The sequence below is a fragment of the Achromobacter sp. E1 genome, from assembly GCF_037039475.1.
Classification (GTDB): domain Bacteria; phylum Pseudomonadota; class Gammaproteobacteria; order Burkholderiales; family Burkholderiaceae_B; genus Achromobacter; species Achromobacter mucicolens.
In genome coordinates this window covers 358080-375656 of record NZ_CP146253.1, presented here as the reverse complement: position 1 = coordinate 375656, position 17577 = coordinate 358080, and the positions used below count along the sequence as shown (strand labels likewise).

16 protein-coding genes and 1 tRNA gene are annotated in these 17577 nt (G+C 68.1%); 9 read left to right on the top strand and 8 right to left on the bottom strand.

Features of this window, described 5'->3' with window-relative positions:
• The first annotated feature begins 142 nt into the window (after window positions 1–142).
• Genes trpE through trpC form a run of 4 tightly spaced genes read left to right on the top strand, consistent with a single transcriptional unit; the run spans window position 143 to window position 4117 of the window.
• The gene (gene trpE, locus V6V88_RS01715; protein ID WP_338617444.1) at window positions 143–1663 is read left to right on the top strand and encodes an anthranilate synthase component I; all 1521 of its coding nucleotides are present in this window, start codon (window positions 143–145) and stop codon (window positions 1661–1663) included.
• A gap of 58 nt (window positions 1664–1721) precedes the next feature.
• Window positions 1722–2288 (top strand): aminodeoxychorismate/anthranilate synthase component II, encoded by a 567-nt coding sequence (locus tag V6V88_RS01710; protein WP_223574037.1) that lies wholly within the window; start codon window positions 1722–1724, stop codon window positions 2286–2288.
• A 12-nt stretch (window positions 2289–2300) separates the two neighbouring features.
• Window positions 2301–3332, top strand: a complete 1032-nt coding sequence (trpD, locus tag V6V88_RS01705) for an anthranilate phosphoribosyltransferase (protein WP_056319277.1) — start codon at window positions 2301–2303, stop codon at window positions 3330–3332.
• Window positions 3329–4117 carry an indole-3-glycerol phosphate synthase TrpC gene (gene trpC / locus V6V88_RS01700; protein ID WP_062840097.1) on the top strand — a complete coding sequence of 263 codons (789 nt, stop codon included), beginning with the start codon at window positions 3329–3331 and terminating at the stop codon, window positions 4115–4117. The genes trpD and trpC overlap by 4 nt, the downstream gene beginning before the upstream one ends.
• 20 nt (window positions 4118–4137) lie before the next feature.
• On the opposite strand, the gene V6V88_RS01695 is transcribed toward trpC, so the two are convergent.
• Complete coding sequence (locus V6V88_RS01695) at window positions 4138–6054, bottom strand: sigma-54-dependent Fis family transcriptional regulator (protein ID WP_338617440.1); 1917 nt, start codon at window positions 6052–6054, stop codon at window positions 4138–4140.
• 207 nt (window positions 6055–6261) lie between these two features.
• Here V6V88_RS01695 and adh point away from each other — a divergent pair, with 207 nt between their 5' ends.
• Together adh and V6V88_RS01685 are read left to right on the top strand one after the other, a co-directional pair.
• Window positions 6262–7791 carry an aldehyde dehydrogenase gene (adh, locus tag V6V88_RS01690; protein WP_062840095.1) on the top strand — a complete coding sequence of 510 codons (1530 nt, stop codon included), beginning with the start codon at window positions 6262–6264 and terminating at the stop codon, window positions 7789–7791.
• Window positions 7792–7882: 91 nt separating this feature from the next.
• Window positions 7883–8260, top strand: a complete 378-nt coding sequence (locus V6V88_RS01685; protein ID WP_056319287.1) for a DUF779 domain-containing protein — start codon at window positions 7883–7885, stop codon at window positions 8258–8260.
• On the opposite strand, the gene V6V88_RS01680 is transcribed toward V6V88_RS01685, so the two are convergent.
• The 3 genes from V6V88_RS01680 to V6V88_RS01670 all read right to left on the bottom strand — a co-directional run bounded on the left by V6V88_RS01680 (window position 8257) and on the right by V6V88_RS01670 (window position 9426).
• The gene (locus tag V6V88_RS01680) at window positions 8257–8430 is read right to left on the bottom strand and encodes a hypothetical protein (RefSeq protein WP_196589495.1); all 174 of its coding nucleotides are present in this window, start codon (window positions 8428–8430) and stop codon (window positions 8257–8259) included. The genes V6V88_RS01685 and V6V88_RS01680 overlap by 4 nt on opposite strands.
• A gap of 70 nt (window positions 8431–8500) precedes the next feature.
• On the bottom strand, window positions 8501–9151 hold the full coding sequence (locus V6V88_RS01675) for a 2-hydroxychromene-2-carboxylate isomerase (protein ID WP_280003932.1): 651 nt from the start codon (window positions 9149–9151) through the stop codon (window positions 8501–8503).
• Window positions 9151–9426, bottom strand: a complete 276-nt coding sequence (locus V6V88_RS01670) for a DUF2917 domain-containing protein (RefSeq protein WP_056319478.1) — start codon at window positions 9424–9426, stop codon at window positions 9151–9153. Before V6V88_RS01670 ends, V6V88_RS01675 begins: the two co-directional genes overlap by 1 nt.
• A gap of 170 nt (window positions 9427–9596) precedes the next feature.
• On the opposite strand from V6V88_RS01670, the gene V6V88_RS01665 reads away from it, so the two are divergent.
• Window positions 9597–10514 (top strand): LysR substrate-binding domain-containing protein, encoded by a 918-nt coding sequence (locus V6V88_RS01665; protein WP_223574033.1) that lies wholly within the window; start codon window positions 9597–9599, stop codon window positions 10512–10514.
• A gap of 81 nt (window positions 10515–10595) precedes the next feature.
• On the opposite strand, the gene selD is transcribed toward V6V88_RS01665, so the two are convergent.
• Window positions 10596–11657 (bottom strand): selenide, water dikinase SelD, encoded by a 1062-nt coding sequence (selD, locus tag V6V88_RS01660; RefSeq protein ID WP_056319296.1) that lies wholly within the window; start codon window positions 11655–11657, stop codon window positions 10596–10598.
• Window positions 11658–11794: 137 nt separating this feature from the next.
• Between selD and V6V88_RS01655 the strand changes: the two genes are divergently transcribed.
• Both V6V88_RS01655 and V6V88_RS01650 read left to right on the top strand, forming a co-directional pair.
• Complete coding sequence (locus V6V88_RS01655; RefSeq protein ID WP_223574031.1) at window positions 11795–12904, top strand: transglutaminase-like domain-containing protein; 1110 nt, start codon at window positions 11795–11797, stop codon at window positions 12902–12904.
• A 26-nt stretch (window positions 12905–12930) separates the two neighbouring features.
• Window positions 12931–13470 carry a TlpA disulfide reductase family protein gene (locus tag V6V88_RS01650; protein ID WP_152383220.1) on the top strand — a complete coding sequence of 180 codons (540 nt, stop codon included), beginning with the start codon at window positions 12931–12933 and terminating at the stop codon, window positions 13468–13470.
• A 531-nt stretch (window positions 13471–14001) separates the two neighbouring features.
• On the opposite strand, the gene V6V88_RS01645 is transcribed toward V6V88_RS01650, so the two are convergent.
• From V6V88_RS01645 to selA, 3 genes are all read right to left on the bottom strand, one after another.
• Window positions 14002–14097: transfer RNA gene (locus V6V88_RS01645), tRNA-Sec, on the bottom strand.
• 12 nt (window positions 14098–14109) lie between these two features.
• Window positions 14110–16128, bottom strand: a complete 2019-nt coding sequence (locus V6V88_RS01640) for a SelB C-terminal domain-containing protein (RefSeq protein ID WP_338617431.1) — start codon at window positions 16126–16128, stop codon at window positions 14110–14112.
• Window positions 16125–17555 carry an L-seryl-tRNA(Sec) selenium transferase gene (gene selA, locus V6V88_RS01635; protein ID WP_062840089.1) on the bottom strand — a complete coding sequence of 477 codons (1431 nt, stop codon included), beginning with the start codon at window positions 17553–17555 and terminating at the stop codon, window positions 16125–16127. The genes V6V88_RS01640 and selA overlap by 4 nt, the downstream gene beginning before the upstream one ends.
• Between the last annotated feature and the right edge of the window lie 22 nt (window positions 17556–17577).

Here is a 17577-nt window from a genome sequence, read left to right as displayed (position 1 = left end):
GATTCCCTTCCCGGCCCTAGACGCGACCTTGCCGCCTAGCGCCGACACTGTGTAAACAGAGCCCAACCCGGAACCAGTCAACTGGACCGGGTTTTTTGTTGCGTGCCCGGTCCGAAAGCAGACACCGCTTACGAGACCCGACATGACCGAAATCGAATTCAAGGCCCTTGCGGCACAAGGCTACAACCGCATTCCGCTGGTGGCCGAGACCTACGCCGACCTGGACACGCCGCTCGGCATCTACCTGAAGCTGGCGCACGCCGGCCCTCTGGCCGGCCGCATGACCTGCCTGATGGAATCCGTGGTGGGCGGCGAGCGCTTCGGGCGCTATTCGTTCATCGGCCTGCCGGCGCGCACCGTGATCCGCGCCAGCGGCACGTGCACCGAAGTGCTGCACGACGGCAAGGTCGCCGAGACCCACGAAGGCGACCCGCTGGCGTTCATCGAGCAATACCAGAGCCGCTTCAAGGTTGCGCTGCGCCCCGGCATGCCGCGCTTTTGCGGCGGCCTGGCCGGTTACTTCGGCTACGACACCGTGCGTCACATCGAGCCCTGCCTGGGCCCCGCGGTCAAGCCGTTCCCGGCAGGCATGGAAGGCGGCACGCCCGACCTGATGCTGATGCACGTGGACGAACTGGTCATCGTCGACAACCTGGCCGGCCGCATCTACCTGATGGTCTACGCCGATCCGAGCCAGCCCGAGGCCTACAGCCGCGCGCAGCAGCGCCTGACCGACCTGCGCGCGCGCCTGCGACGCCCCGTGGAAATTCCGTACAGCCACGCCAGCATGCAGACCGAGGAACGGCGCGATTTCAAGAAAGAGGACTACCTGGCGGCCGTCCTGCGCGCCAAGGAACATATCGCCGCCGGCGACCTGATGCAGGTCCAGATCGGCCAGGTCATCGCCAAGCCCTTCCGCGACTCCCCGCTTTCCCTCTACCGCGCCCTGCGGTCGCTCAACCCCTCCCCCTACATGTACTTCTGGAACTTCGGCGACTTCCAGGTCGTGGGCGCGTCGCCCGAGATCCTGGTGCGCCAGGAGCGCACGGTGGAAAACGGCGAGCCGAAGTCGCAGATCACGATTCGTCCGCTGGCGGGCACGCGCAAGCGCGGCGGCACCCCGGAAGAAGATGCGGCGCTGGCGGCCGAACTGCGCGCCGACCCGAAGGAGATCGCCGAACACGTCATGCTGATCGATCTGGCGCGCAACGACGTGGGCCGCGTCGCGCAGGTGGGTTCGGTGAAGGTCAGCGACACGATGGTGATCGAGCGTTACTCGCACGTGATGCACCTGGTGTCCAACGTGACCGGCACCCTGAACCCCGGCATGAGCAGCATGGACGTGCTGCGCGCCTCGTTCCCGGCCGGCACGCTGACCGGCGCGCCGAAGGTCGAGGCCATGAAGATCATCGACGAACTGGAACCCGTGCGCCGCGGCATCTACGGCGGCGCGGCCGGCTACCTGAGCTACGGCGGCGAGATGGACGTGGCGATTGCCATCCGCACCGGCGTCATCAAGGACGGCACGCTGTACGTGCAGGCCGCCGCCGGCATCGTGGCCGACTCGAACCCCGAAGCCGAATGGGCCGAGACGGAAGCCAAGGCGCGCGCGGTGCTGCGCGCCGCCGAGCAGGTGCAGCACGGCCTGGACGAACCCATCTGAGCCCCCCGGCCGAACCGAATCACCGCCCGGGCCACCGAACGGCCCCGAGGAGAAAAAAATGCTGTTGATGATCGACAACTACGATTCCTTTACCTACAACCTGGTGCAGTACTTTGGCGAACTGGGCGTGGACGTGCGCGTGGCGCGCAACGACCAGATCACGCTGGAAGAGGTTGCCGTGCTGAACCCCGACCAGATCTGCGTGTCGCCCGGCCCCTGCTCGCCGGCCGAAGCGGGTATCTCGGTGCCGCTGATCCAGGCCTATGCCGGCAAGAAGCCCATTCTGGGCGTGTGTCTGGGCCACCAGGCCATCGGCGCGGCCTTCGGCGGCAACATCGTGCGCGCGCAGCAGATCATGCACGGCAAGACGATCCAGTTGTCGCACACCGGCACCGACATCTTCCAGGGTCTGCCGACGCCGTACACTGTCATCCGCTACAACTCGCTGACCATTGACCCCGCCACGCTGCCGGATTGCCTGGCAGTCACCGCCACGGCGCCGGACGGCGACATCATGGGCGTGCGGCACAAGACGCTGCCGCTGTACGGGGTACAGTTCCACCCCGAATCCGTACTGAGCGAGCACGGCCACGCCCTGCTGCGCAATTTCCTGAACCTCGCCTAAGAAGGACGCACCGTGACGATTTCCCCCACCGAAGCGCTGACGCGCTGCATCGAACACCGCGAAATTTTCCACGACGAAATGCTGCATCTGATGCGCATGCTGATGCGCGGCGAGATGTCGCCGCAGATCGCCAGCGCGCTGCTGATGGGCCTGCGCGTCAAGAAGGAAACCATTGGCGAGATCACCGCGGCGGCGCAGGTCATGCGCGAATTTGCCACGCCCGTGGTCACGCCCAATCCGAACGACCTGCTGGACATGTGCGGCACGGGCGGCGACGGCAGCCACACGTTCAACATTTCCACGACCGCAATGTTCGTCGCGGCCGCGGCCGGCGTGCCGATTGCCAAGCACGGCAACCGCAGCGCCTCGTCGTCCAGCGGCAGCGCCGACGTGCTGGAAGCCCTGGGCGCCAACCTGGTGCTGACCCCGGAACAGGTGGCCGAATGCATCCAGCAGACCGGCATCGGTTTCATGTTTGCGCCCGCGCACCACGGCGCAATGAAGAACGTGGCCGCCGTCCGCAAGGAACTGGGCGTGCGCACGATCTTCAACATCCTGGGCCCGCTGACCAACCCGGCCGGCGCCGCCAACCAGCTGATGGGCGTGTTCCACCCCGACCTCGTGGGCATCCAGGTCCGAGTGCTGGAACGCCTGGGCTCGCGTCATGTGCTGGTCGTGCACGGCAAGGACGGCATGGACGAGGCCTCGCTGGGCGGGGCCACGATGGTCGGCGAACTGAAGGACGGCGTGGTCCGTGAATACGAGATCCACCCCGAGGACTACGGGCTATCCATGATGTCCAACCGGAGCATCAAGGTGTCCAATCGCGAGCAGTCGCGCGAGCTTGTCATAGAGGCGCTGGAAAATGTCGAGGGCGCGGCCCGCGACATCGTGGCCCTGAACGCCGGGCTCGCCATCTATGCCGGCAACAAAGCCGATTCCATTCCCGAAGCCTTAGCGCTAGCATTTGAACTAATTTCCACCGGCGCGGCGCGAGCCAAGCTGGAAGAATTCTGCGCATACACCCGGACATTCCAGAAATGAACGATATTCTTGCGAAGATCCTCGCCGTCAAGGCCGAGGAAGTCGCCGCCGCCCGCCAGATGCGCAGCGAAGCCGAAGTCCTGCGCGAAGCGCAGGCGCGCCAGGACGTGCGCGGTTTCGCCCAAGCCATCGAAGACAAGATTTCGCAGGGCAAGGCCGGCGTCATCGCTGAAATCAAGAAAGCCTCGCCCTCCAAGGGCGTCATCCGCGAGGGCTTCGCGCCCGCCGAGATCGCGGCCACCTACGCCGTGCATGGCGCGGCCTGCCTGTCCGTGCTGACGGACGTGCAGTTCTTCCAGGGTTCGCACGACCACCTGCGCCAGGCGCGGGCCGCGTGCGCGCTGCCGGTGCTGCGCAAGGACTTCGTGATCGACCCCTACCAGATCGTCGCCGCGCGCGCGATGGGCGCCGATTGCGTGCTGCTGATCGTGGCCGCCCTTACGCCCTCGCAATTGCGCGACTACGAAACGCTGGCCATCGAACTGGGCATGGACGTGCTGGTCGAAGTGCACGACGCGCAGGAACTGGACGTTGCGCTCACGCTCAAGACGCCGCTCCTGGGCATCAACAACCGCAACCTGCGCACGTTCGAGACCAGCCTGCAGACCACGCTGGACCTGTTGCCGCGCATCCCCGCCGGCAAGCGCGTCGTGACCGAGAGCGGCATCCTCAAGCCGGAAGACGTGAAGCTGATGCGCGACCACAAGGTCGATGCCTTTTTGGTGGGCGAAGCGTTCATGCGCGCCAAGGATCCGGGCGCCGAACTGGCGCGTCTGATCGGGTAAAGCGACGGCGCTGGCAGCGGTTACCTTGGCCGCGCCAGCCCCAGTGCGGCGGCGCGCCGGTACACCGTGCTGCGGTGCACGCCCAGCGCGCGCGCCGCGCGGCTGACGCTGCCGCCGTGCGCCTCGAGGGCGCTGCGGATGGCGGCATCGGTCATGGCGTGCAGGTCGGCGGCCGCACCGGCCGGCGCGGGCGTTGACGTTGCGGCGCCCGGCGCGGGTATCTCCCGCTTCGCGACGCTCGCTGCACCGCGCAATTCCGCTGGCAGCATGTCGGCATCCACCCTGCCCGCCGGCCCGGCCAGCACATGCAGGGTGCGCAGTACCGACGCCAGCTGACGGTAATTGCCCGGCCACGAATACGCCGCGAGGACGGCTTCGATGGCGGGCGGCAGCGCCGGACCCGCGCCCTGCGCCGCCCACAGGTCGCGCAGCAATTCCAGGCGGTCGGCCCGCGTGCGCAAGGGCTCCAGCGTGACGGTGTATTCGGCGATGCGAAAGTACAGATCGGGGCGCACCGGGGCGTCCGGCCCTTCATGGGCAAGCGGCCGATGCGTCGCGCACACCAGCGTGAAATCCACCTGCACGGGCCGCGCCGCGCCCAAAGGCGAAACCTCGCGCGTCTGCAACACGCGCAACAGGCGCGATTGCAACAGGAGCGGCATGTCGCCGATCTCGTCCAGGAACAGCACGCCGCCGTGCGCCTGCCGCAGCAGGCCCTTGCTGCCCTGGCGGCGCGCACCGGTGAAGGCGCCTTCTTCGTAGCCGAAGAGTTCCGATTCGATCAGGCTCTCGGGCAGCGCGGCGCAGTTCACCGCCACGAATGGGCCGGCCGCGCGTTGGCCACGCGCGTGGATTTGCCGCGCGAACACTTCCTTGCCCACTCCGGTTTCGCCCTGCAGCAGAATCGACACGCCCGCGTCCGCCAGGTGCACGGCGCGCGCCAGGGCCCCTAGCGTGGCGGCGTCAAAGCTGGGCGCGGGCGTTTTGGCGGCGGCGCCGGGCGCACGCAGCGCCGGGGCGGCGGGGGGTTGCGGCGGGCGTGTGCGCGGCATGCGCAGGCGCGCGTGATAGACCGCGCCGGTCCGCGTGTGCACGCGGCCCGCGGCATCCGGGCCACGTCCGATATCGCCGTCGAACACGTCCGCGTAGCGGTACACGCCCAGCGCGGTGGCCGCCAGCCCCAGCGCATGCAGCGCACGGCGGTTGGCGCCGACCAGCAGGTCGCCCTGGAATGCGAGCAGGGCTTCGCCGGGCTGACCCAGCCCCGCGAGGTCGGCATGCAGGCGCAGCACCGTGCATTGTTCATAGGCGCCTTCGAACAGCTGGTGCTCGATGCGGTCCACCGCCCCGCGCACCAGCGCCAGCACATCCGGACGCACGTCGCGGGCCTGGCTGGACAGATCCAGCACGCCCACGGTGCGGCCTTCGCTGTCCGTGATGGGCACGGCCGCGCAGGTCAGGATGCGATTGGGTTCGAAATAGTGTTCCGCGCCGTGCACGGCAATGGGACGGCCTTCGACGAGCGCGGTGCCGATGGCGTTGGTGCCGGCGGCGGCCTCGTCCCAGGGCGCGCCCGGCATCAGGGCCACGCGCGAGGCGCGATGCGCAAAGCCCGTGTCGCCGTCCGAGTCCAGCACCAGGCCCTGCGCGTCCGACAGGATGACCAGGTTGCCGCTGCCGCCCGCCTGGTGGCGCAAATAAGCGATGGCGGGTTCGGACATGCGGCGCAGCGCTTCGTTTCGCTGCTGCGCTTCGCGCAGTTCGCCCTGCGTCATGAGTTCGGCCCGGCGCACGCCGCGCATGTCAAAGCCCAGGTCGGCGCAGCGGCGCCAGGAACGCAGGATCGGTTCGGCAACCATGCCGCCCGGCACCGCGCCCTGCTGGTTAAAAAGCAGCCGTGCCTGCGTCAGCGTCTGCCGACGGGAGTAAGAGGCCATGTATGTCTCCTGGGAGCGGCGTTCTGCGACGCCTGTGCTGCGACACCTGTTTCGCGACAACGTCGCAGATTGCGACACTGAAGGCGGAAAAACTACTTTCGCACGCGTGGGACGGGCTGTCCAGCCGGGATGCCCCGACTGGCATGCGTTTTGCTTGATGCAGGACAGGCAGCCCACTGCCGCCATCCCAACGATACGGAGACAAGCATGGACATCGCGACCCGCGTTACCCCGCAGACCTATGGCACCCGCCTGGACCTCAGGACGCAGTACGACAATTTCATCGACGGCAAATGGCAGTCGCCCGCGGATGGCGAATACTTCGACAACGTCACCCCCGTCACGGGCGAGACGCTGACCCGCCACGCGCGCTCGAAAGAGCGCGACATCGAACTGGCGCTGGATGCCGCGCACCGCGCCGCGCCCAAATGGGGTGCGACCCCGGCCGCCGAGCGCGCCCGCATGCTCATGAAGATCGCGGACGTGATGGAAGCCAATCTGGAACGCCTGGCCACGGCGGAAACCTGGGACAACGGCAAGCCCATCCGCGAGGCCCGCGCCGCCGACATTCCCCTGGCCATCGACCACTTCCGCTACTTTGCCTCGTGCATCCGCAGCCAGGAAGGCGGGCTGTCCGAGATCGATCAAGACACGGTGGCCTACCACTTCAACGAACCGCTGGGCGTGGTCGGACAGATCATCCCGTGGAACTTCCCCATCCTGATGGCCGCATGGAAGCTCGCACCCGCGCTGGCGGCGGGCAATTGCGTGGTGTTGAAACCCGCCGAACAGACGCCGCTGGGCATCCTGCTGCTGATGGAACTCATCGGCGACATCCTGCCCCCGGGCGTGGTGAACGTGGTGACCGGCTTCGGGCTGGAAGCCGGCAAGCCGCTTGCCTCAAGCAAGCGCATCGCCAAGATCGCCTTCACCGGCGAAACCACCACCGGCCGCCTCATCATGCAGTATGCGTCGCAGAACATCATTCCGGTGACGCTGGAACTGGGCGGCAAATCGCCCAACATCTTCTTTGCCGACGTGGCCGCGCAGGACGACGACTTCCTGGACAAGGCGATCGAGGGCTTCGTCATGTTCGCGCTGAACCAGGGCGAAGTGTGCACGTGCCCCAGCCGCGCGCTGATCCAGGAATCGCTCTACGACAAGTTCATGGAACGCGCGCTGAAACGCGTGGCCGAGATCAAGCAGGGCAACCCGCTGGACGCCGACACCATGATCGGCGCGCAGGCCTCCACCGAACAGCTCGAGAAGATCCTTTCGTACCTGGACATCGGCAAGCAGGAAGGCGCGGACGTGCTGGCCGGGGGCTCGCGGGCGCAGATGCAGGGCGCGCTGGAAAGCGGCTACTACGTGCAGCCCACGGTGTTCAAGGGCCACAACAAGATGCGCGTGTTCCAGGAAGAAATCTTCGGGCCGGTCGTGGCAGTCACCACGTTCAAGGATGCGGATGACGCGCTGGCGCTGGCGAACGACACGCTCTATGGGCTGGGCGCCGGCGTGTGGTCGCGCGACGCCAACACGTGCTACCGCATGGGCCGCGCGATCAAGGCGGGCCGGGTGTGGACCAACTGCTATCACGCCTATCCGGCGCACGCGGCATTTGGCGGCTACAAGCAATCGGGCATCGGACGCGAGAACCACAAGATGATGCTCAACCACTACCAGCAGACGAAGAACCTGCTGGTGAGCTATTCGCCCAAGAAGCTGGGGTTCTTCTGATCCGCCAAGCTTGATTCGCCAACCCGGGCCGCTTGCCGCGGCCTGTCCTGCGCGCCGGGCCTGCCCCGGCGCGCCTGCAAGGAATCCAGCCATGGCAGAGCACACGCCACGCGTGGTGGCGACCGACGAGGCGCGCCACCTGATCGACACCCTGCGGGCCAAGCACGGCCCGCTGATGTTCCACCAGTCCGGCGGCTGCTGCGACGGCAGCTCGCCCATGTGCTACCCGCAAGGCGAGTTCATGGTAGGCGGCTCGGACGTCCTGTTGGGCGACCTGGAAGGCTGCCCGTTCTGGATCGGCGAGGACCAGTTCGCGTACTGGGAGCACACCCAGCTGGTCATCGATGCCGTGCCGGGACGCGGCGGCGCCTTTTCGCTGGACAGCGCCGAGGGCAAGCGCTTTCTCTTGCGCTCACGGCTCTATTCCGATGAAGAGTGGGCCAACGTCGGACCGGTGACCAAGGGCTAGCGCAGCTTGCCACGGCCGCTGCCGCTGGGCAGGGTGTCGTCCTGGACCGCGGCCCGGTCGGCCTGTTTCCACTGAAAGCACACCCGCCGGATGCGGGCGGCGCGAAATTGCGTGAACGAGCGGCCGCCCGGCATGGGCGCGCCGCGATAGGCGCTGCTTGCGTTTTTCATTGCTGATGAAGCGTTGACGAGAAATCTTGCGGTGCGTGATTGATGGCCGTGGCGGAACGGGGAGCCTGCCCTAGCGAGGCGGCCGCGGCGGCCAGGCGCTGGCGGGCGCGGTGCGGCGGGTCCATTCCAGCGCATCTTCCAGACGGTCGTTGCCCCAGAACATTTCGCCCTCCACGAAGAAGGTGGGCGCGCCGAACAGTCCCAGGTTGCGCGCGCGGTCCACGCGCTTGCGCAGCGCCTCCTTGGCGCCTTCGGTCTTGGCGCGGGCGATGAGCGCGTCGGCATCCAGCGACAGGCCCGAGAGCAGCTCGTGCACCACGTCCTCGGCCTGGATATCCAGGTCGTGCTGGAAGTTCGCCCGGAACACCGCCACGCAGAAATCGCGGCCCCACGGCTCGTCCTCGCCCAAGAGCGCGATGCGCGCCGGCAGCACGCTCATGCGCGGGAACATGCGCGGGCGGTTGTAGACCACGCCGTACTTGTCGGCCAGCCGCGCAATGTCGCGCATCATGTACGCGCCCTTGCCGGGGAACAACCGGAACGGCGTGTCGTTCCAGCCCTGCGCCTGAAAGATCGGCCCCAAGAGGAAAGGCCGCAGATCGACCTCGACGCCCGCTTCGCGCGCCAGCGCATCGATGCGCTCGATTGCCAGATAGCTGTAGGGGCTGGCGAAATCGAACCACATTTCGATCCGGGGCGTATCGGGCAAGGACGCAGTCATCACAGGAACTCCAGTTGGCCTGCATGGCAAGGCGAAGCGGCGGCACACTGCACCTGCCGCCCCCCCAGGGAAAGTAGCGCGACCTGCGCATCCGGCAGGCCGCTGATGACGACGTCGCGATCGCTATCCACGGTCAGGGTCTGGCCCGCTTGAAGCACGCTGTCGTCGAAGCGGCGGTATTCGGATATCCACAAGGCGCCGGCGTGACACACGATGCGAACGCCCGAGGCGCGCTTGAGCAGCATAGTCGAGCCGCCGGCCAAACGGAATGACATTTCCGCAGTGCAACATAACTGGATCATGGCGTACCTCCTGGCCGCGGCAGCGGCTATCGCGGCGGGCGGCCGGGATTTTGTCCCGGTCACCCAACGTCTGAGTCATATTGGACGCCCCGGCGTACTATTGCTCAAGCGACATTTCTGCCCGATACGCATGAGTTTCACGAATGCCATACCCCTTAGCGAAACTGCCTCCGCTTGATCTCGTCCGCGGCTTCGTCGCCGTCGGCCGGCGCATGAGCATCACGCTCGCCGCCCAGGACCTGCACGTCACGCAGTCGGCCGTCAGCCGCCAGATTCGCGCGTTGGAAGCGCACCTGGGCGTGCCGCTGCTGGTGCGGGGGTTTCGCAGCGTCACCTTCACCGCCGAAGGCGCGCAGCTCTTTCGCATGGCGGACGTCTGGCTGAGCCAGCTGGGCGACCTGACCGAGCAACTGCGCGCGCCCGAGCGGCGCACGCCCGTCACGGTCACCACCACCATCGGCGTGGCCTCGTTGTGGCTGCTGCCCCGGCTGGGCGACTTTCAGGCGGCGCATCCGGACATCGATGTGCGCGTGGCCGCCGACAACCGGCTGATCGATATCGACCGCGAAGCCGTCGACATCGCCATCCGCTACAGCGAGCGCAACACGGTGCCTGACGGCGCCCTGTGGCTCTTTGGGGAATCGGTGGTGCCCGTGGCGCATCCTTCGCTCAAGGCCGGCGAACTGGACGCCCGCGAACTGGCGCGCCACGTCCTGCTGGAGTTCGACGATCCCACGCGTCCGTGGCTGCAATGGTCGGAATGGCTGAGCGCGCGGGGGCTAGGGCGCGTGCGCGCCAAGGGCATGCTGCGCTTCAATCAATACGATCAGATCGTGCACGCGGCGCTGGCGGGACACGGCATCGCGCTGGGACGGCTGGCGTTGATCGCGCCCATGCTGGCGGACCGGCGGCTGGAGGTTGTGGGCAGCCCGAAGGCCTGCGCCACCGAACACGCCTACTGGCTGGTGCGCAATGCGCGCCGCAGCACGCCCGACGCGGACGTCGTCACGCAATGGCTGGTGGAACAGGCGGCCGCGACCGCGCGCGATCTGCCCGATTGAAATCACGCGCCGCCAGGGCCGCGCGTTGCAGCAAACCAAGCGGCGCGGCCGCGCATGCGAGGCGGCCGCGCGATTCGCCGGTCAGTCCACCACGACCTGCGGTTCGCCAGCGGTCATCTCGCCGATCACGGCAGCTTGATCGAAGCCCTGCTCATGGAAGATCTTGAGCACCGCATCGGCCGCGTCCGGTGCGCACGACACCAGCAGGCCGCCCGAGGTCTGCGGATCGGTCAGCAACGCCCGCTGCGTGTCCGAAACCCCTGCCCCGAGACGCACCGATTCGCCATACGATGCCCAGTTCCGGCCCGAGGCGCCCGTGATCACGCCGTCTGCGGCAAATTCCTGCACGCCCGGCAGCCACGGCAGCGCCGCCAGCCGCACGCGGGCCGTCAGCTTGGCGCCGCGCGCCATCTCCAGCGCATGGCCCAACAACCCAAAACCCGTCACGTCCGTGATCGCATGCACACCGTCCAGCGCGGCGAGCGCCGGGCCGGGGCGATTGAGCCGCGTCGTCGTGTCGATCATCACGCGATAGCCGTCCACGTCGAGCCGGTTTTTCTTCAACGCCGCCGACAGGATGCCCACGCCCAGGCCCTTGCCCAGGATCAGCACATCGCCCGCGCGCGCGTCGGCGTTGCGCTTGATCTTGTCCGGGTGCACCAATCCCATCGCGGCCAGGCCATAGATGGGTTCGACCGAATCGATGCTGTGCCCCCCGGCCACCGGAATGCCCGCATCCGCGCACACCGATTCGCCGCCCTTCAGGATTTCAGCGATGACGCTGTGCGGCAGCACGTTGATCGGCATGCCCACGATCGCCAGCGCCATGATCGGCGTGCCGCCCATTGCGTACACATCCGACAGCGCGTTGGTGGCGGCGATGCGGCCAAAGTCGAAGGGATCGTCCACGATCGGCATGAAGAAGTCCGTCGTGGCGATAAGCGCCTGCGCATCGTTCAGCCGATACACCGCCGCATCGTCGGCGGTTTCGGTGCCCACCAGCAGGTTCGGATAACTGGCCGCGGGACCGAACCGCGCCAGCAGCGCCGACAGCACGCCCGGCGCGATCTTGCAGCCACAGCCGCCGCCATGCGACAACGAAGTCAGGCGCGGCACGTTCGAGGACGCAACATCCTGGGTCATCTCTATCTCCGTGGAAACAATCGAAAAAGGATAGCACCGCCCCCGCGATTGGCCCTATGATCGATCGCATGCAGCAACGGACGGCCGCCCGGCCACGGGCGCACCGATAGCCAATCTTCACCGTGCGTGGGGGCTTCATGGATCGCCGACACTTTCTCCGTTTCTCGGGCGCCGCGTGCGCCGCCACTGCCGCCACCGCCGTACTGCCGCACGCCGCGCGCGCACAGCAGACTCCGGTCGCCACCGCGTGGCGCACCTACGAACTGACGACCGCCGTCAGCATCACCGACCCCGCCGCCCACACCCGAATCTGGCTGCCCGTGCCCTATGCGACCGACACGCCCTACCAGCGCGGCGTGCAGAACACCTGGCAGACCAGCGGCGGCGGCGTCGCCACGCTGACCCGCGCGCCCGGCTACGACGTCCAGATGCTCGCCGTCCAATGGCCCGACGCGCAATCGCCCCGCACCATCACGCTGACCAGCCGCTTCCAGACCCGCAACCGCCGCGTCGACCTGACCCAGCCCCCTCCCGCCGACGCCGCGCGCGAGAACGCAGCCGCGCTGCGCGAATACCTGCAACCGACCGCCCTCTTGCCCACCGACGGCATCGTCAAGACCACCGCCGACCGCATCACCCAAGGCCACCAGGGCGACCTGGCGCGCGCCCGCGCCATCTACGACTGGGTGGTCGAAAACACCTGCCGCACTGCGTCCACGCGCGGCTGCGGCACCGGCGACGTGCGCTACATGCTCACCGCCAACGACCTGAACGGCAAATGCGCCGACATCAACGCGCTCTTCGTCGCACTGGCGCGCGCCGCCGGCATCCCCGCGCGCGACGCCTACGGCCTGCGCGTGGACAACTCGCAACTCGGCTACAAGAGCCTCGGCAAGGCTGGCGACGTCACCCGCGCCCAGCACTGCCGCGCCGAGTTCTACGCCGCCGGCTACGGCTGGATTCCCGTCGACCCGGCCGACGTGCGCAAGGTCATGCTCGAGGAGCCGCCCGGCGAACTTTCGCTTACCGACGCCAAGGTCCGCGCCGCGCGCGTCATGCTGTTCGGCGCATGGGAAATGAACTGGGTCGCCTACAACCACGGCCACGACGTCGTCCTGCCCGGCACCGCGCACGGCCCCATCCCGTTCCTCATGTATCCCAACGGCGAAACCGCCGCCGGCCGCCTGGACAGCCTCGATCCCGACAGCTTCAGCTACCGCATCACCGCCAGACCCATCGCCATCTGACCGCCACCTCCTTGCGGGAGTCCGCCTTGATCAGCCGCCGCCGCCTCCTGCAAACCAGCCTGTCGCTAGCGGCCCTGCCCGCCTGGGCCCGCGCCGCCAGCGACTCCGCCTTGAAGACCGCCACCGGTCCCGATTGGGCCCCGTGGACCGCTCCCACCCCGCCGCTCGTCCTGCCGGACCTGTCCGGCCGCGAACAGAAGCTCTCTTCCTGGCGCGGCAACGTGGTCATCGTCAGCTTCTGGGCCACCTGGTGCGACCCCTGCCGCGACGAGATTCCCATCATGTCCACCATGGCCAAACGCCACCGCGAAGAAGGCCTGCGCCTCATCGCGGTCAACGTGGGCGAGTCCCCCGCCAAGATCACCGCCTTCCTGAAAAAATGGCCCGTCGCCGGCGCGGTCCTGCACGACCGCAACAGCACCGCCTCCAAAAAATGGGACGCCGCCGGCCTGCCCGCCAACTACCTGGTCGACCGCGGCGGCACGATCCGCTATTGGCATCTAGGCGAACTGGACTGGACATCGCACAGCGTAAGTGGCGTGGTGACGCGCATGCTGCGCAGTTGATGGAGAGTGATGAAGTGTGGGAAGGTGTCAGACACCCCGAGGCGCACCGTGTCGTAATGAGCCGGTGTCTCATGGGGTGTCAGACACCTGTGAGAGCCTGTGTCTCCTCGAGTGTCAGACACGGGTTAGCTCGTTATGAGCCGGTATCTCATGGGGTGTCAGACACCTGTGAGAGCAAGCGAGCGCAGCGACCTCCCGATCACTCACGGACCCAGCACGTGGTGGCGCGGGGTCCGTGTTGCGGGCCGTTTAGATGGCGCCCGGCGGAATCCGAAGGGAGCCGAAGGCGGACGAGGATGAGCGCGGGAGCGTCCGGAGCGAAGGCTCCGGACCGCCATCGGAGGCCCGCAACGCGGACCCCGCGACGCCGCGGGCGGCAGAAGAACCACCCCGACGCAGACAAGAACAAACACGGCAGGGCGAATATCCGGAAGTGTCAGGCACTCGGAGCAGAGACCCGGAGCAGAGACCCGGAGAAGGAAACCTCGGAATCCGCATCCGCAGAAGAACGCCAACGCCCCACAAAAAAACTGGCGGAAGGCAGCAGGAGTCGAACCTACCTGGGAACGTCTGACGCCCCCAACCGGGTTTGAAGCCCGGCCGTGCCGCCGGGCACGAATGCCTTCCGTCGCGGACCGCCTATGATACCGGCTCGGCACGCTGCTGCATGGCTGCATAAGCGCTTTCGCCCCGCAGCACATGCGTATCCCGCACGCGCCGCGTATAGCCCACCCGGTTGAAGAACTCCAGGATCTGGATCGCCCGCTTGCGCCCCAGCCCCGTCGCGTCCCGGAACACCGCCGCATTCAGTCCTTGCGGCTGCCCCGCCAGGTCCGCCGCCAGCGCCGCCAGCTTGCCCACCTGATCGCGGTGATAGAAAAGATCCTTCACCACCTGCGCCACTTCCCCCCGCCGCAACAGCTTGCGCAACAACTGGCGCACCGCGTCCTCGGATACGTTCTGCATCCGGGCCAGATCGCGCACCCAAGGCGGATCGAATGCGCCCTCATCCAGCAGCGGCAACAGCCGCGCCGCCAGCGCCGATTCGGCCTGTCCCAGCGTCGCCGTATGCGATGGCAGATGCAGCCACGGACCATTGCGCGCGATGCGGCCGTCGCCTTGCAGTTCTTCCAGCAGCGACGTCCAGAGCGTGTCCGGCATCGCCGGCATCGCCATGCGCCGCAGCCGCGCGCTGTCCGGACCCGGTTCGTCGGTCGCTCCCTGGTGAAACGCCGCCAGCGCCGCTTCCGCCCGCTCGCGCAGCGCCGCCCAATGCGGCGCCAGGATCAGCGTGCGGGATCCCTGCGCATTGCGAGGCTCGATCCACCGCGCGCCCGCCGGCGTCGTGATCTCGCTGACCGGCCGGCCCGTCAGCCGCTGCAGCGCGGCCTCATCCAGGCCCTGCGGCGCGTGCGCCAGCACCGGCTGCAAACCGCCGCCATCCAGCATCTCGGACAACGCCTGCAACCCCGCCAGCCGCGACGCCGCGCGGCGCTTCCGGTCCGGCGCATTCGGATCCAGCACCCGGCCGCCGCCCACCGTGCGCGTCGCCTGCGCATTGCGCACGATAAAGCGATCACCCGGCATCGCGCAGACCGGCTCGTCGAACACCAGTTGCACCCACCCCGACTGCCCCGGCGACAGCGACTCCGCACTGATCGGCACCACATGCGCCACGTGGCGCGCCGCGCCCATATGCACGTGCAGCGGCGCCCAGGCCCGCACCGGCGCATCCGCCGACGGCAGTAGCGTCAGCGCCACATCCACGTGCTTCGAGGGCAGGAAACCGCGCGCGTCCGCAATCCAGTCGCCGCGTGAGATGGCGCTCTTGTCGATGCCCGCCAGGTTCAAGGCGCACCGCTGCCCCGCCGAGCCCGTCTCGCTGGGCTGATTCTGCGCATGGATGCCGCGCACCCGCACCCGCGTGCCGGCCGGCATCAGCCGCAGATCGACAGTGTCGTCGTCCGCCCGGACCTGGCCGGCATGCGCCGTGCCGGTCACCACCGTGCCGTGGCCGGACAAGGTGAACACGCGATCCACCGCCAATCGAAAGAGACCGGTGGCTTCGCGCCGCGCCACCGCCTCGGCCTGCGCGTGCAGATAATCTTTAAGCGCCGCTACCCCCGGGTCACCCGACTGCGCCGCAAAATCCGCTTGAGCCGAATGCACCGTTTTCGCCGGCCGAGCCGCCTGCGTCGTCTGGCCCGCCTGGACCGCGCTCGTGCCAAACACCGGCGCGCCTTGCAGGAACGTGCCTTGCACCAGCGCCTCGATCTCGCCGCGCACGCGGTCCAGTTGCGTGGCGTCCGCGCGATCCGTCTTGGTCAGCGCCACCGCGCCGCGCCCCACGCCCAGCATCGACAGAATCGCCAGATGCTCGCGCGTCTGCGGCATGACACCGTCGTCCGCCGCCACCACCAGCAGCCCGAAATCGATGCCGCTGGCGCCGGCCGCCATCGTGTGCACGAGTTTTTCGTGGCCGGGCACGTCGATGAAACCCAGCACGTCTCCATTGGCAAGCGGCGTGTACGCATAGCCCAGTTCAATGGAAATGCCCCGCGCCTTCTCTTCCTTCAGCCGGTCCGTGTCCACGCCCGTCAGCGCCCGAACAAGCGTCGTCTTGCCGTGGTCGATATGCCCCGCGGTGCCGACGATCATGCCAGCGGCTCCGCCAGTTGCGCCGCGAAAGCGGCTTCGTCGCGGTCTTCCAGGCAGCGCAAGTCCAGCCACAACGCGTCATCCGCGATGCGGCCGATGACGGGTACCGGCAGCCGCCGCAGCAGCGTCTCAAGCCGGTCCAGATGCCGCCCGGGACGGCCGCTGCCCGCGTAGCGCGCCGCCAGTCCGTAACTGGGAAGCTGGTCGATCGGCAGCGCACCGCTGCCGATCTGGCTGAACATCGGCACCGCCTCCACCGCATAGCCGGGCCCTGCCGCATGCGCCAGCACGCCGCGCAGCCGTTCGGCCTGCGGCTGGATATCGCGCATGGGGCGGGTCAAGAGGCGCAGCGTCGTCAGCCGCTGCGCCAGGAACTCGGGCGCGCGGTACAGCTGCAGCACCGGTTCCAGCGCGGCCAGCGTCAGCTTGCCCACGCGCAGCGCGCGCTTGAGGGGATTCTTCTTGATCTTGCGGATGAGGTTGGCGCGGCCTACCAAGAGGCCCGCCTGCGGTCCGCCCAGCAGCTTGTCGCCGCTGAACGTAACCAGATCGGCGCCCGCCGCGATGGTCTCGCGCACGGTGTCTTCCTTGGGCAATCCGAACTGCGTCAGGTCCACCAGCGTGCCGCTGCCCAGGTCCACCGTGGCGGGCAGCCCGCGCGCGTGCGCCAGCGCGGCCACGTCGGCCACGTCCACGCTTTTCGTGAAGCCGGTCACCGCGTAGTTGCTGCAATGCACCTTCATCAGCATCGCGGTCCGCGGGCCGATGGCGTTCTCGTAGTCGGCCGCGTGCGTGCGGTTGGTGGTGCCCACTTCGACCAGCTTGGCGCCCGCGCGCTTCATGATGTCCGGGATGCGGAACGCGCCGCCGATCTCGACCAGCTCGCCGCGCGACACCACCACTTCGCGGCGGTCCGCCAGCGCGTTCAGCATCAGCAGCACCGCGGCCGCATTGTTGTTGACCACCGTGGCCGCCTCGGCCCCGGTCAGCTCGCACAGCAGGTCGTCGATGAGGTCGTCGCGATCGCCGCGCCCGCCCGTGTCCAGGTCGAACTCCAGGTTGGCCGGCGTGGTCAGCGCGCGCAGCACCGAGGCCACCGCTTCGTCCGGCAGCAGCGCGCGGCCCAGGTTGGTGTGCAGCACGGTGCCGGTCAGGTTGTAGACCGCGCGCAAGCGCGGCCGCGCTGCCTCGTCCAGCGCCGCCGACGTGCGAGCCGCCACGGCGGCCGCGTCAAGCTCGTGGCGCGGCACGCCGCCGTCCAGCGCGCGTTTGCGCAACGCCTCCAGGTCGCGGCGCAAGGCGGCCACCACCTGTGTGCGGCCGTGGGTTGCCAGCGCCGGCCGCAGCGCCTCGGCGTTCAACAGGCGGTCCAGCGAAGGAATGTCGGATGCCGCGGCCAGGCCGGCCCCGGACAGTTGATCGGCCATGCGAGACTCCGTCATCGAGAGG